Source organism: Pseudomonas sp. S8, assembly GCF_050473925.1.
GTDB lineage: Bacteria > Pseudomonadota > Gammaproteobacteria > Pseudomonadales > Pseudomonadaceae > Aquipseudomonas > Aquipseudomonas parakoreensis.
The window spans coordinates 2,537,634-2,551,479 of record NZ_JBFDVZ010000016.1; the positions used below are offsets into that span (position 1 = coordinate 2,537,634).

Annotated in this window: 10 protein-coding genes; 1 reads left to right on the top strand and 9 read right to left on the bottom strand. The window is 58.4% G+C overall.

Features of this window, described 5'->3' with window-relative positions:
* Positions 1-8: 8 nt before the first annotated feature.
* From sucD to sdhC, 9 genes are all read right to left on the bottom strand, one after another.
* Positions 9-890: a succinate--CoA ligase subunit alpha gene (gene sucD, locus AB1J88_RS12535; RefSeq protein WP_003223019.1), complete on the bottom strand. Its 882-nt coding sequence runs from the start codon at positions 888-890 to the stop codon at positions 9-11.
* Complete coding sequence (gene sucC, locus AB1J88_RS12540; protein WP_003223015.1) at positions 890-2,056, bottom strand: ADP-forming succinate--CoA ligase subunit beta; 1,167 nt, start codon at positions 2,054-2,056, stop codon at positions 890-892. Before sucC ends, sucD begins: the two co-directional genes overlap by 1 nt.
* A gap of 201 nt (positions 2,057-2,257) precedes the next feature.
* Positions 2,258-3,694 carry a dihydrolipoyl dehydrogenase gene (gene lpdA, locus AB1J88_RS12545; protein WP_003223013.1) on the bottom strand — a complete coding sequence of 479 codons (1,437 nt, stop codon included), beginning with the start codon at positions 3,692-3,694 and terminating at the stop codon, positions 2,258-2,260.
* A gap of 97 nt (positions 3,695-3,791) precedes the next feature.
* Complete coding sequence (gene odhB / locus AB1J88_RS12550; RefSeq protein WP_041074387.1) at positions 3,792-5,015, bottom strand: 2-oxoglutarate dehydrogenase complex dihydrolipoyllysine-residue succinyltransferase; 1,224 nt, start codon at positions 5,013-5,015, stop codon at positions 3,792-3,794.
* A 42-nt stretch (positions 5,016-5,057) separates the two neighbouring features.
* A complete protein-coding gene (locus AB1J88_RS12555) occupies positions 5,058-7,889 on the bottom strand; it encodes a 2-oxoglutarate dehydrogenase E1 component (RefSeq protein ID WP_430291193.1) in 2,832 nt (943 codons plus the stop codon).
* Between the two features lie 259 nt (positions 7,890-8,148).
* Entirely contained in the window at positions 8,149-8,853 is a 705-nt protein-coding gene (locus AB1J88_RS12560) for a succinate dehydrogenase iron-sulfur subunit (protein WP_003223007.1), read from the bottom strand.
* Between the two features lie 11 nt (positions 8,854-8,864).
* Positions 8,865-10,637 (bottom strand): succinate dehydrogenase flavoprotein subunit, encoded by a 1,773-nt coding sequence (gene sdhA, locus AB1J88_RS12565; RefSeq protein ID WP_007962857.1) that lies wholly within the window; start codon positions 10,635-10,637, stop codon positions 8,865-8,867.
* A gap of 3 nt (positions 10,638-10,640) precedes the next feature.
* The gene (gene sdhD, locus AB1J88_RS12570) at positions 10,641-11,009 is read right to left on the bottom strand and encodes a succinate dehydrogenase, hydrophobic membrane anchor protein (RefSeq protein ID WP_003222999.1); all 369 of its coding nucleotides are present in this window, start codon (positions 11,007-11,009) and stop codon (positions 10,641-10,643) included.
* On the bottom strand, positions 11,003-11,377 hold the full coding sequence (sdhC, locus tag AB1J88_RS12575; RefSeq protein ID WP_016773673.1) for a succinate dehydrogenase, cytochrome b556 subunit: 375 nt from the start codon (positions 11,375-11,377) through the stop codon (positions 11,003-11,005). Before sdhC ends, sdhD begins: the two co-directional genes overlap by 7 nt.
* Before the next feature lie 363 nt (positions 11,378-11,740).
* On the opposite strand from sdhC, the gene gltA reads away from it, so the two are divergent.
* A complete protein-coding gene (gltA, locus tag AB1J88_RS12580) occupies positions 11,741-13,030 on the top strand; it encodes a citrate synthase (protein WP_003222994.1) in 1,290 nt (429 codons plus the stop codon).
* Positions 13,031-13,846: the final 816 nt, after the last annotated feature.

Genomic DNA, 13,846 nt, shown 5'->3' on the forward strand with positions numbered 1-13,846 from the left:
CACGAGGCTTACTTGACAGCCCAACCGGTCAGCTCGGCCAAGGCCTTGCCGATGTCTGCCAGCGAACGCACGGTTTTTACGCCTGCGTCTTGCAGCGCAGCGAATTTCTCGTCTGCAGTGCCTTTGCCGCCAGAGATGATTGCGCCAGCATGGCCCATGCGCTTGCCCGGAGGAGCAGTCACACCCGCGATGTAGGAAACAACCGGCTTGGTCACGTGTGCCTTGATGTAGGCAGCCGCTTCTTCTTCAGCCGAACCACCGATCTCGCCGATCATCACGATCGCTTCGGTCTTCGGGTCTTCCTGGAACAGCTTCAGGATGTCGATGAAGTTCGAACCCGGGATCGGGTCACCACCGATGCCGACGCAAGTCGACTGACCGAAACCGGCGTCAGTGGTCTGCTTCACAGCTTCGTAGGTCAGGGTGCCGGAACGCGAAACGATACCGACCTTGCCTGGCAAGTGAATGTGACCTGGCATGATGCCGATCTTGCATTCGCCTGGAGTGATCACGCCTGGGCAGTTAGGGCCGATCAGGGTAACACCCAGCTCGTCGCACTTAACTTTAGCGTCCAGCATGTCCAGGGTAGGAATGCCTTCGGTGATGCAAACGATCAGCTTGATGCCGCCGAACGCTGCTTCCAGGATCGAGTCCTTGCAGAAAGGAGCCGGAACGTAGATCACGCTGGCGGTAGCGCCAGTGGCTGCGACTGCGTCTTTAACGGTGTTGAACACTGGCAGACCCAGGTGCTCGGTGCCGCCTTTGCCCGGAGTTACACCACCAACCATCTTGGTGCCGTATTCGATGGCTTGCTGGGTGTGGAAACTACCTTGCGAACCGGTAATACCCTGGCAGATAACTTTGGTGTCTTTATTGATCAGGACGCTCATTATTTGCCCTCCGCAGCTTTGACAACTTGTTGAGCAGCGTCGGTCAGGCTGGTAGCAGCGATGATGTTCAAACCGCTTTCTGCCAGTACTTTAGCGCCCAGCTCAGCGTTGTTGCCTTCAAGGCGAACAACAACCGGGATTTTCACGCCGACTTCTTTCACGGCGCCGATGATGCCTTCGGCAATCATGTCGCAGCGAACGATGCCACCGAAGATGTTGACCAGTACTGCAGCGACGTTGGTGTCGGACAGGATGATCTTGAAGGCTTCGGTCACGCGCTCTTTGGTAGCACCACCACCTACGTCGAGGAAGTTGGCTGGCTTGCCGCCGTGCAGGTTGACGATGTCCATGGTACCCATGGCCAGGCCGGCACCGTTGACCATGCAGCCGATGTTGCCTTCCAGGGCTACGTAGTTCAGTTCGAACTTGGCAGCGTGCGCTTCGCGCGGATCGTCTTGCGACGGATCGTGGAAAGTCTTCAGCTTAGGCTGACGGTACATGGCGTTGGCGTCGATGTTGATCTTGGCGTCCAGGCAGTGCAGATCGCCGTCAGCCTTGATCACCAGCGGGTTCACTTCCAGCAGGGCCAGATCGTGATCCTGGAACAGTTTGGCCAGACCGACGAAGATCTTGGCGAACTGGGCAACTTGCTTGCCTTCCAGACCCAGTTGGAACGCCAGCTCGCGACCCTGGAATGGCTGAGCGCCAACCAGTGGATCGATAGTGGCTTTCAGAATTTTTTCTGGAGTGTCGTGAGCGATTTTCTCGATGTCCACGCCACCTTCGGTGGAAGCCATGAACACGATGCGACGGCTCGAACGGTCAACGACAGCGCCCAGGTACAGCTCTTTAGCGATATCAGTGCACGATTCAACCAGGATCTTGGTGACTGGCTGACCATTGGCGTCAGTCTGGTAAGTCACCAGACGCTTGCCCAGCCACTGCTGTGCGAAGGCCTTGGCGTCTTCTTTGTTGCGAACCAGCTTGACGCCGCCCGCTTTACCGCGACCACCGGCGTGGACCTGGGCTTTGACAACCCACTCGCTGCCGCCGATTTTGTCGCAAGCTTCTGCTGCTGCTTCCGGGGTGTCTACTGCGTAACCAGTGGAAACTGGCAGGCCGTATTCAGCGAACAGCTGCTTACCCTGATACTCGTGAAGATTCATGCTTTTTACCGTCTTCGTTAGGTACTGCGCATTCGGCGCTGCGCTCTTGATGAGTGCCGCGCCACCTGTGACTGCTGCTTGCGTAGCCTTCCGGTTACCCGATTCAGCTACGCAAGACTGCGTCCAGCGGACATTCCGCGGTGAGACTTGCTCGCAAGGCTCACGACGGGCCGTTACCGCCGTGGTTTCTTATTGTGTGTCTTAACGCTTCTTGCGGTTGGCAATGTGGATGGCGCCGCCATTCACTGCCAGAGCAGCTTCGTGCAAGGCTTCAGACAGGGTCGGATGGGAGAAAACCATCATGCCCAGGTCTTCAGCGCTGGTGCCGAATTCCATACCGATCGCGCCCTGCTGAACCAGTTCTGCAGCGCTCGGGCCAATCACGTGCACGCCCAATACGCGGTCAGTCTTGGCATCAGCGATGACCTTGACGAAACCACCGGTATCGTTGGCGGCCATGGCACGGCCGGAAGCGGCGAACGGGAAGGTGCCGACGTTAACTTCAACGCCTTCGGCTTTCAAGGCCTGCTCGGTTTTGCCAACCCACGCGATTTCCGGGTGAGTATAAATAACCGATGGGATCAGGTCATAGTTCATCTGGGCTTTGTGGCCCTTGATGCGCTCGACAACCATGATGCCCTCTTCCGAGGCCTTGTGCGCCAGCATCATGCCGCGCACCACGTCACCGATGGCGTAGACGCCCGGTACGGTGGTGGCGCAGTGATCGTCAACGTGCACGAAACCGCGCTCGTCCAGGGTCACGCCGCTGTCGGCAGCCAGCAGATCAGTGGTCACCGGACGGCGACCAACGGCTACGATCAGCTTGTCGAAAGTGATGGTCTGTTCGCCGTTGGCATCGGTGTAGTTAACAACGACTTCGTCGCCGTTCACTTTCGAACCGGTCACGCGAGCGCCCAGCTTGATGTCCAGACCTTGCTTGGTCAGGGTTTTCAGCGCTTCCTTGGAAACAGCGGTGTCCGCTGCCATCAGGAAGGTGTCCAGTGCTTCGAGGACAGTCACTTCTGCACCCAGACGCGACCACACCGAACCCAGTTCCAGACCGATCACGCCAGCGCCGATCACGCCCAGACGTTTAGGTACGGATTGGAATTCCAGAGCGCCCGTCGAATCGACGATGACTTTCTGATCGACCGGAGCCGGCGGAATGTCGATCGGACGCGAACCTGGAGCCAGGATGACGTTTTCGGCTTCGATGACTTCAACCGAACCGTCCGGCTTGGTGACTTCGACCTTCTTGCCAGCCAGCAGCTTGCCGTGGCCCTGGATCGAAGTCACGCCGTTGGCCTTGAACAGGGTGGCAACGCCGCCAGTCAGGTTCTTGACGATGCCAGCCTTGCGGCCAACCATCGCAGCGACGTCCATTTTGACTTCGCCGGTCGAGATACCGTGAACGTTGAAGCTCTCTTTGGCTTCCTTGTACTTCCAGGAGCTGTCCAGCAGCGCCTTGGACGGAATGCAGCCGACGTTCAGGCAAGTGCCGCCGAGGGCCTGTTTGCCTTCAGCGTCGGTGTACTTCTCGATGCAGGCAGTGGTGAGACCCAGCTGCGCGGCCTTGATGGCAGCAACATAGCCGCCAGGGCCGGCACCGATCACTACTACGTCAAATTTCTGCGACATTCAAAAAATCCTCTTTAGCGAAAAGCTTCAAGCCGCGCGCTGCGGGCCGTACCGCCGTTGCCGACGGTACGCCACCCACAGCGCATGGCTGCTTCTATCAGATATCCAGCAACAGACGAGCCGGATCTTCCAGCAGGTTCTTGATGGTCACCAGGAAGGTTACAGCTTCTTTGCCATCGATCAGACGGTGATCGTAGGACAGTGCCAGGTACATCATCGGACGGATCACGACCTGACCGTTGATGGCCATAGGACGCTGGATGATGTTGTGCATGCCCAGAATCGCTGCCTGCGGCGGGTTGACGATCGGAGTCGACATCATCGAGCCGAAGGTACCACCGTTGGTGATGGTGAAGGTACCACCGGTCATCTCTTCCATCGACAGTTTGCCGTCACGGGCTTTTTTGCCGAACGTGGCGATGCCGCCTTCGATTTCAGCCAGGCTCATCAGCTCGGCGTTACGCAGAACCGGAACAACCAGACCACGGTCGCTGGAAACGGCAACACCGATGTCGGCGTAGCCGTGGTAGACGATGTCCGCGCCGTCGATCGAAGCGTTGACCGCCGGGAAGCGTTTCAGCGCTTCGGTGGCCGCCTTGACGAAGAACGACATGAAGCCCAGGCGTACGCCGTTGTGGGACTTCTCGAACAGGTCCTTGTACTTCGAACGCAGGGCCATGACTTCGGTCATGTCGACTTCGTTGAACGTGGTCAGCATCGCCATGTTCGACTGGGCTTCAACCAGACGCTCGGCAACCTTGGCACGCAGACGGGTCATCGGCACACGTTTTTCAACGCGGTCACCGGCAGCGAATACCGGGGCAGCAGCGGCCGGAGCAGCAGCTTTCGCAGGAGCGGCAGCCGGAGCGGCTTTCTTCGCGGCAACAGCAGCCACCACGTCTTCCTTGGTCACACGACCGCCTTTGCCGGTGCCGGCAACGGAAGCGATGTTGATGCCGTTTTCTTCAGCCAGCTTGCGCGCAGCCGGAGCAGCAACAGGATCGTCTTCGCCTTCGGCAGCAGCCGGGGCAGCGGCAGCAGCGGCCGGAGCAGCAGCGGCGGCTGGGGCAGCGGCAGCAGCACCGCCTTCAACGATGGAGCCCAGGACTTCGTCGGACAGAACGGTGTCGCCTTCGTTCTTGACGATTGCGCCCAGCACGCCGTCGGCGGTAGCCAGCACTTCCAGTACGACTTTGTCGGTTTCGATGTCGACGATCAGTTCGTCACGTTTGACGGCATCGCCCGGTTGTTTGTGCCAGGTGGCAACGGTGCCATCGGCAACCGATTCCGGGAAAGTGGGGGCTTTGATCTCGATAGCCATTATCTGTGGTTCCTTAAATTCGGTTTCAGGTGCGCGAAGGCGTTAAACGGTAAACGCGTCTTGCAGCAGTTTTTCCTGCTGCTCGGCGTGCATCGATGCGTAACCACATGCAGGTGCAGCAGAAGCCTCACGGCCCGCGTACTCGAGTACGAGAGATTTGTTGAGGTTAGCGATGCTGCGACGCAGGTGGTGCTGGCTGCAGTACCAGGCGCCCTGGTTCATTGGCTCTTCCTGACACCAGACCGCCGCTTTGGCGTTGGTGTAAGGCGCCAGGACTTCTTTCAAGTCGTCCTCAGGGAATGGATACAGCTGCTCGATACGCACGATGGCGATATCGTCACGGCCTTCGGCACGACGTTTTTCCAGCAGGTCGTAGTAGACCTTGCCGCTACACAGAACAACACGCTCGACCTTTTTCGGGTCCAGGGTGTCGATTTCCGGGATCACGGTCTGGAACGAACCTTCGGCCAGATCTTCCAGGGTCGAGATGGCCAGTTTGTGGCGCAGCAACGACTTTGGAGTCAGAACGACCAATGGCTTGCGCAGCGGGCGAATCACCTGACGGCGCAGCAAGTGGTAGATCTGCGCCGGGGTGGTCGGCATGCACACCTGAATGTTGTGCTCGGCGCACAGTTGCAGGTAACGCTCAAGACGTGCCGAGCTGTGCTCAGGACCCTGACCTTCGTAGCCGTGCGGCAACAGCATGGTCAGACCGCAGAGACGGCCCCACTTGTGTTCGCCGCTGGTGATGAACTGGTCGATAACAACCTGTGCACCGTTGGCGAAGTCGCCGAACTGGGCTTCCCAGATCACCAGCGCGTTTGGCGTGGTGGTCGAGTAGCCGTATTCGAAGGCCAGTACCGCTTCTTCCGACAGGAACGAGTCGTACAGGTCAAAGCGTGGCTGACCTTCGTACAGGTGCTTCAGCGGAATGTAGGTGCCGGCGTCTTTCTGGTTGTGCAGCACAGCGTGACGGTGCGAGAACGTACCGCGGCCGATGTCCTGACCGGTCATGCGGATCGGGTGACCTTCGAACGCCAGGGTCGCGTACGCCATGGTTTCGGCGTAACCCCAGTTGATCGGCAGGCCGCCGGCTTGCATCTTCTGACGGTCTTCGTAGATCTTCGCAACCTGACGCTGAACCACGAAGCCTTCCGGAATTTCCAGCAGCTTGGCGGACAGTTCCTGCAGGGTCTTCAGGTCGAAACGCGTGTCGTGACGCGCAGTCCAGGCGTGGCCCAGGTACGGACGCCAGTCCACGAACAGCTCTTTGTTCGGCTCTTTGACCAGCGATTTCACCACGTGCAGACCGTTGTCCAGCGCGTTGCGATACTCGTCGACTTTCGCCTGTACACGCTCTGCGTCGAGCACACCGGCCTGAGTCAGACGATCAGCGTACAGCTCACGGGTGGTGCGCTGCTTGGTGATCTGCTGATACATCAGCGGCTGGGTGCCGCTTGGCTCGTCGGCCTCGTTGTGGCCGCGACGACGGTAGCAGACCAGGTCGATCACCACGTCGCGCTTGAACTGCATGCGATAGTCGATGGCCAGCTGAGTCACGAACAGCACGGCTTCCGGATCATCACCATTCACATGGAGGATCGGCGCCTGGATCATCTTCGCAACGTCGGTGGCGTACTCGGTGGAACGCGAGTCCAGCGGGTTGCTGATGGTGAAACCGACCTGGTTGTTGATCACGATGTGCACGGTACCGCCGGTCTTGAAACCGCGGGTCTGCGACATCTGGAAGGTTTCCATGACCACGCCCTGACCTGCGAACGCAGCGTCACCGTGGATGGAGATCGGCAGAACCTTCTCACCGGTCGGGTCGTTACGACGATCCTGACGGGCGCGAACCGAACCTTCTACCACCGGGGAAACGATTTCCAAGTGGGACGGGTTGAACGCCATGGCCAGGTGAACTTCACCGCCGGCGGTCATCACGTTGGACGAGAAGCCCTGGTGGTATTTAACGTCACCGGAACCCAGCTCGACCTTCTTCTTGCCTTCGAACTCGTCGAACAGCTCGCGCGGGTTCTTGCCGAAGGTGTTGACCAGCACGTTCAGACGGCCACGGTGGGCCATGCCGATGACGACTTCCTTGGTGCCGTAGGAACCGGAACGCTGGATCAGTTCGTCGAGCATCGGAATCAGGCTTTCGCCGCCTTCCAGACCGAAACGCTTGGTGCCCGGGTATTTGGTGCCCAGGTATTTTTCCAGGCCTTCACCGGCCGTCACGCGCTCAAGCAGGTGGCTCTTGATGTCGGCGGAGTACGTCGGACGACCGCGCACGCTTTCCAGACGCTGCTGGAACCACTGGCGCTGCTCGGAATCGGTGATGTGCGTAAATTCAGCGCCGATGGTGCGGCAATATGTCTGCTGCAACGCTTCGTGAATTTCGCGTAGGCTCGCTTCCTCTTTGCCGATGAACAGGTCGCCGGCACGGAAGGTCGTATCAAGATCGGCATTGGTCAAGCCGTAATGATTGATCGACAGGTCTGCAGGTGCAGGACGCTGCCACAGCCCCAGCGGGTCAAGCTGGGCTGCCTGGTGGCCACGCATACGGTAGGCCTGGATCAATCGCAGCACTTCAACTTGCTTCTTCTCGTGCTCACTGCTCACGCTCCCGGCGGAAACCGGTTGAGCGCGGCGCTGGTTCTTTGCCAGCAGCACGAAATGATCGCGAATTGTGGAGTGCGAAACATCAGTGGCAGAGCTGCCGTCGGCAGGCAGCTTCTGAAAGTAGGTGCGCCACTCTTCTGGCACAGCGTTAGGGTCGTGCAGGTAGAGCTCATAAAGCTCTTCCACATAGGCAGCGTTTCCACCTGAAAGGTAGGCGCTGTTCCACATGCGCTGCATCACGCTTTCTTGCATGCTTGGTCACCCTCGGTTAGGGGAACACCATCGGCGTCAATACCGAGCAAACTTGCAGAAGTCCGAATGCAGCGACCAAAACAAGCCACTTAGGATCACGCTGATAGTCCGGGTACCAGCCCGGATGCCCCTGCTTGTCTCATTTCTTCAAAATAAGAGCGGCAGCTTGTGGCTACTGCTCTGGTTATAGCCATGACGCGGGTTGAAGCCCGCGCCACAGCCTCTTCGTTACAGCGGTTCTACGGTTACAGCAGCTGAATCACACGCCGCTCGAAAGCAGCATGTTACGGATGTGACCGATGGCCTTAGTCGGGTTCAGGCCTTTCGGACATACGTTGACGCAGTTCATGATGCCCCGGCAGCGGAAAACGCTGAACGGGTCATCGAGCGAAGCCAGACGCTCGGACGTCTTGGTGTCACGGCTGTCTGCCAGGAAGCGGTACGCTTGCAGCAGGGCAGCTGGACCCAGGAACTTGTCCGGGTTCCACCAGAAGGACGGGCACGAGGTCGAGCAGCAGGCGCACAGGATGCACTCGTACAGACCGTCGAGCTTTTCACGCTCTTCAGGGGACTGCAGACGCTCGATGGCTGGAGCCGGCGTGTCGTTCTGCAGGTAAGGCTTAACCTTCTCGTATTGCTTGTAGAAGATGCTCATATCGACAACCAGGTCACGGATAACCGGCAAACCTGGCAGCGGACGAACGATCAACTTGTTGCCTTTTACGACAGCGGACAGCGGCGTGATGCACGCCAGACCGTTCTTGCCGTTGATGTTCATGCCGTCGGAGCCGCAGACACCTTCACGGCAAGAGCGACGATAGGAGAAACCCTCGTCCTGCTCTTTGATCAGGGCCAGCACATCCAGCACCATCAGGTCTTTACCACCGGTATCAACCTGGAATTCCTGCATGAACGGCGCAGCGTCCTGATCAGGGTTGTAGCGATAAACACTGACTTGCAACATGGCGATCACCCTTAATAAGTCCGGACTTTAGGTTCGAAAGTCGGAACAGTCTTCGGCGAGAAGTTTACGGCACGCTTGGCGACGCGTTTCTCACCCGGGAAGTACAGGGTGTGGCACAGCCAGTTTTCGTCGTCACGGTCTTCGAAGTCTTCACGGGCGTGAGCGCCGCGGGACTCTTTACGTACTTCGGCCGCGATGGCGGTAGCTTCAGCCACTTCCAGCAGGTTTTGCAGTTCCAGAGCTTCGATACGCGCAGTGTTGAACGCTTGCGACTTATCGTTGATCTTCACATTGGCGATGCGCTTGCGCAGATCGGCCAGCTGAGCGATACCCTTCTGCATGTATTCGCCAGTACGGAATACGCCGAAGTAGTTCTGCATGCAGCTTTGCAGCTCGCGACGCAGGGTTGCCACGTCTTCGCCATCGGTACGGCCGTTCAGCGCGTTCAGACGCGACAGGGCTGCTTCGATGTCGGCTTCGGTAGCGTCGTCGTATTCGATGCCGTCGGTCAGCGCCTTCTCCAGGTGCAGGCCGGCAGCGCGGCCGAATACCACCAGGTCGAGCAGCGAGTTGCCGCCCAGACGGTTGGCACCGTGTACCGATACGCAAGCCACTTCACCTACGGCGAACAGGCCAGGAATGATCTGGTCCACGCCTTCGGCGTTCTGGGTGATCGCCTGACCATGAATGTTGGTGGCAACGCCGCCCATCATGTAGTGGCAGGTCGGAACAACCGGAACCGGCGCAACCACCGGGTCAACGTGTGCGAAAGTCTTCGACAGTTCGCAGATGCCTGGCAGACGGCTGTGCAGCACTTCCTCGCCCAGGTGGTCGAGTTTGAGCATTACGTGGTCGCCATTCGGACCGCAACCGTTGCCGGCGATGATTTCTTTAACCATCGAACGGGCAACCACGTCACGACCAGCCAGGTCTTTCGCGTTCGGAGCATAACGCTCCATGAAACGCTCGCCGTGCTTGTTGATCAGGTAACCACCTTCACCACGGCAGCCTTCTGTAACCAGTACACCGGCGCCGGCGATGCCGGTCGGGTGGAACTGCCACATTTCGATGTCTTGTACCGGTACGCCAGCACGCAGCGCCATGCCAACGCCGTCACCGGTGTTGATCAGGGCATTGGTGGTGGAGGCGTAGATACGACCGGCACCGCCAGTGGCCAGTACGGTGGCCTTGGCACGGATGTACGAAGTTTCGCCGGTTTCGATGCAGATCGCGATCACACCGACGAACTCGCCTTCCTGGTTTTTCACCAGGTCGACAGCGTAGTACTCGTTCAGGAACGTGGTGCCGGCTTTCAGGTTGCCCTGATAAAGGGTGTGCAGCAGTGCGTGACCGGTACGGTCGGACGCTGCGCAGGTACGGGCAGCCTGACCACCTTTACCGTAGTCCTTGGACTGACCACCGAACGGACGCTGGTAGATACGACCTTGCTCGGTACGCGAGAACGGCAGACCCATGTGGTCCAGTTCGAAAACGGCAGCCGGGCCTTCCTGACACATGTATTCGATAGCGTCTTGGTCACCGATGTAGTCGGAACCCTTGACGGTATCGTACATGTGCCAGCGCCAGTCATCGTTCGGGTCAGCGGACGCGATCGCGCAGGTGATGCCGCCCTGGGCGGATACAGTGTGCGAACGGGTCGGGAAAACCTTGGTGATCACCGCAGTCTTGTGACCGCCCTGTGCCAGCTGCAGCGCAGCGCGCATGCCAGCACCGCCACCACCAATAATGATGGCGTCGAAAGAAATCGTTGGAATGTTAGCCATGACTCAGATACCCCAGAGAATCTGCACACCCCAGACGAAGTAAGCGAACATCGCGACGCCGCATACTGCCTGGAAAAGGAAACGTATAGCCGTCGCGGACTTGCCGAACGCCATTGGCGTCAGGTAGTCAGTCGCGATGGTCCACATGCCGACCCAGGCGTGAGCGCCGAGAGCAACAAGGGCCAGGAGGCTGAAAATACGCATCCCGTTGTGGGCGAACAGTTCATGCCACTGGGCGTACTCGAGGCCTGGGTGGGCCACGACGTATCCGATCAGAAAGATGAAGTAAGCCGCGAGAACGACCGCCGACACACGTTGCGCCATCCAGTCATAGAGGCCCGAACGCGAGAGGTTCGTGACGTTAGTTACCATATCCAGACTCCTGCCAGAACGATTACCACCACGGAAACGGCGATAACGATTTTCGAGCCCAGCTTGCCGCCTTCCAGCGTCTCACCGATGCCCATGTCCATGATCAAATGGCGCACACCGGCTACCAAGTGATACAGCAGAGCGGACAGGATGCCCCAAATCACTAGCTTGGCTAGCGGACTGGTCAGACACGCTTTCACCTGACCGAAGCCTTCCTCGGAGCTCAGCGACTTGTCCAATGCGTAAAGCATGATGGCAAGGCACACGAAGAGGATGACACCGGAGATACGGTGAAGAATGGACGTGTAAGCAGTGACTGGGAGTTTGATGGTCCTTAGGTCTAGGTTTACAGGTCGTTGGCTTTTCACGGCTTTTTTTTCACACTGAAGAGCCCCTAACAATCAGGGCAAAGTTGTTGGGGAGTGCACTGGTCAGGTAACCACCACCCAGGGATGCGACCCCCAATGAAAGCAAGCCCAAAAGCCCTTGGCGGTCGGTGGCCGAGTATAGACAGTTAGGCTACTAATGACAACGCAATCACCTACCCCAAATAGCTGATTGCACAAGTCGTATAAAAGGCGTAAATGGCAGTCAATTTCGAGGAAAAAGTGCGCTTAAAGCCTTCTGGAGCAAGACTTTAGGCAAATTGACATTCGAATTTATCTCACTATAGTGGTGCGGGCCCTGCGTGGGGGGTCTGTCTGATGGTTCAAGCATAAATAGGAGGCCACATGGCTGACAAAAAAGCGCAGTTGATCATCGAGGGCGCAGCCCCCGTCGAGCTGCCCATTTTAACCGGCACCGTTGGTCCCGATGTAATCGATGTTCGGGGCCTGACGGCCACGGGCCGCTTCACTTTCGACCCGGGTTTCATGTCGACCGCCTCGTGCGAATCGAAGATCACCTATATCGACGGCGACAACGGCATTCTGTTGCACCGCGGCTACCCGATCGAACAGCTGGCTGAAAAGTCGGACTACCTGGAAACCTGCTACCTGCTGCTCAACGGCGAACTGCCGACCGCAGAACAGAAGGCCCAGTTCGTCAGCACCGTGAAAAACCACACCATGGTTCACGAGCAGCTGAAAACCTTCTTCAACGGCTTCCGTCGCGACGCCCACCCGATGGCCGTCATGTGCGGCGTAGTCGGCGCCCTTTCGGCCTTCTACCACGACTCCCTGGACATCAATAACCCGCAGCATCGCGAAATCTCCGCGATCCGTCTGGTTGCCAAGATGCCGACCCTGGCAGCGATGGTTTACAAGTACTCCATGGGCCAACCCATGATGTACCCGCGCAACGACCTGACGTACGCGGAAAACTTCCTGCACATGATGTTCAACACCCCGTGCGAGATCAAACCGATCAGCCCGGTACTCGCCAAGGCCATGGACCGGATCTTCATCCTCCACGCCGACCACGAGCAGAACGCATCGACCTCCACCGTGCGCCTGGCTGGCTCTTCGGGTGCCAACCCGTTCGCTTGTATCGCCGCCGGCATCGCCGCACTGTGGGGCCCTGCCCACGGCGGTGCGAACGAAGCCGTTCTGACCATGCTTGACGAGATTGGCGATGTGTCCAACATCGACAAGTTCATCGCCAAGGCCAAGGACAAGAACGATCCGTTCAAGCTGATGGGCTTCGGTCACCGCGTCTACAAGAACCGCGACCCTCGCGCGACTGTGATGAAGCAGACCTGCGACGAAGTGCTGAAAGAACTGGGCATCAACAACGATCCGCAACTCGAACTGGCCATGCGCCTGGAAGAGATCGCACTGACCGACCCGTACTTCATCGAGCGCTCGCTGTACCCGAACGTCGACTTCTACTCGGGGATCATCCTCAAGGCGATCGGCATTCCAACCAGCATGTTCACCGTGATCTTCGCTCTGGCGCGTACTGTGGGCTGGATTTCGCACTGGAAAGAAATGCTCTCCAGCCCGTACAAGATTGGCCGTCCGCGCCAGTTGTACACTGGCTATGAGTCGCGTGATATCACCAAGCTGGAAGACCGCAAATAAGGCTTGTCTTGCGATAACGTCTTGAAGTTGTATCGGGAACGGCCTCTATTTATATAGAGGCCGTTTTTTGTTTGTGGGGTCGCAGCGGCCTGGGGGCCGACTGGCTTTTGGGCATTTGTGGGCATATCCGTTGCTGCGGGTGTTGCCGCTGGCGGTTTCGCTCTTACAGCGAGTCACCTTTTCCAGACGCCGAAAAGGTAACCCAAAAGGCTTTGCCCCGGCGTACGGCACTTCGCTTAGGCTCAGCGTTCCCTCGCTACGGTGCCCATCCGGGGGCATCACCTACGGTTTGCTTCGCTGCACCTCCTTTCGATGTATGCGGCTTCGCCGCACGGCGCTGCGCGCCTAACCCCCCTTATGGACACCTACGCTCGGCCTGCCGAAGGGGCTGAAGATCAAAAGCCACATCAAAAGCCACAGCCACAGCCACAGCCAAACAAAAGATCACAGCCTTCGGCAGTTCCTACAGGGGATTGGGTGTATTCAGTTAAAAATTTGGTCGGCTGTCAGGCCGCCTCGCTGGCAAGCCAGCTCCCACAATTTAATTCGTGCACACCTCATGCGGCGAAGCCGCCCCACTCAACACGATGAGCGTTAGCTCGAGTAAAGCTTTTGATCTGAGGGCCCGTCGGCAGGCTGAGTGGAGGGATTTATCTGGGGGTGGGAGCGCAGCGACCGTTTGGCGCAGCCAAACACAGCGAGAGGAGGTGCAGCGAAGCAAACCGTAGGCGCTGCCCCCCCCGGATGAATCCCGCAGCGAAGGAACCCGAGCCTGAGCGAGGGCCGAACGTCAGGGTAAAGCCCTTTGGTTACTTT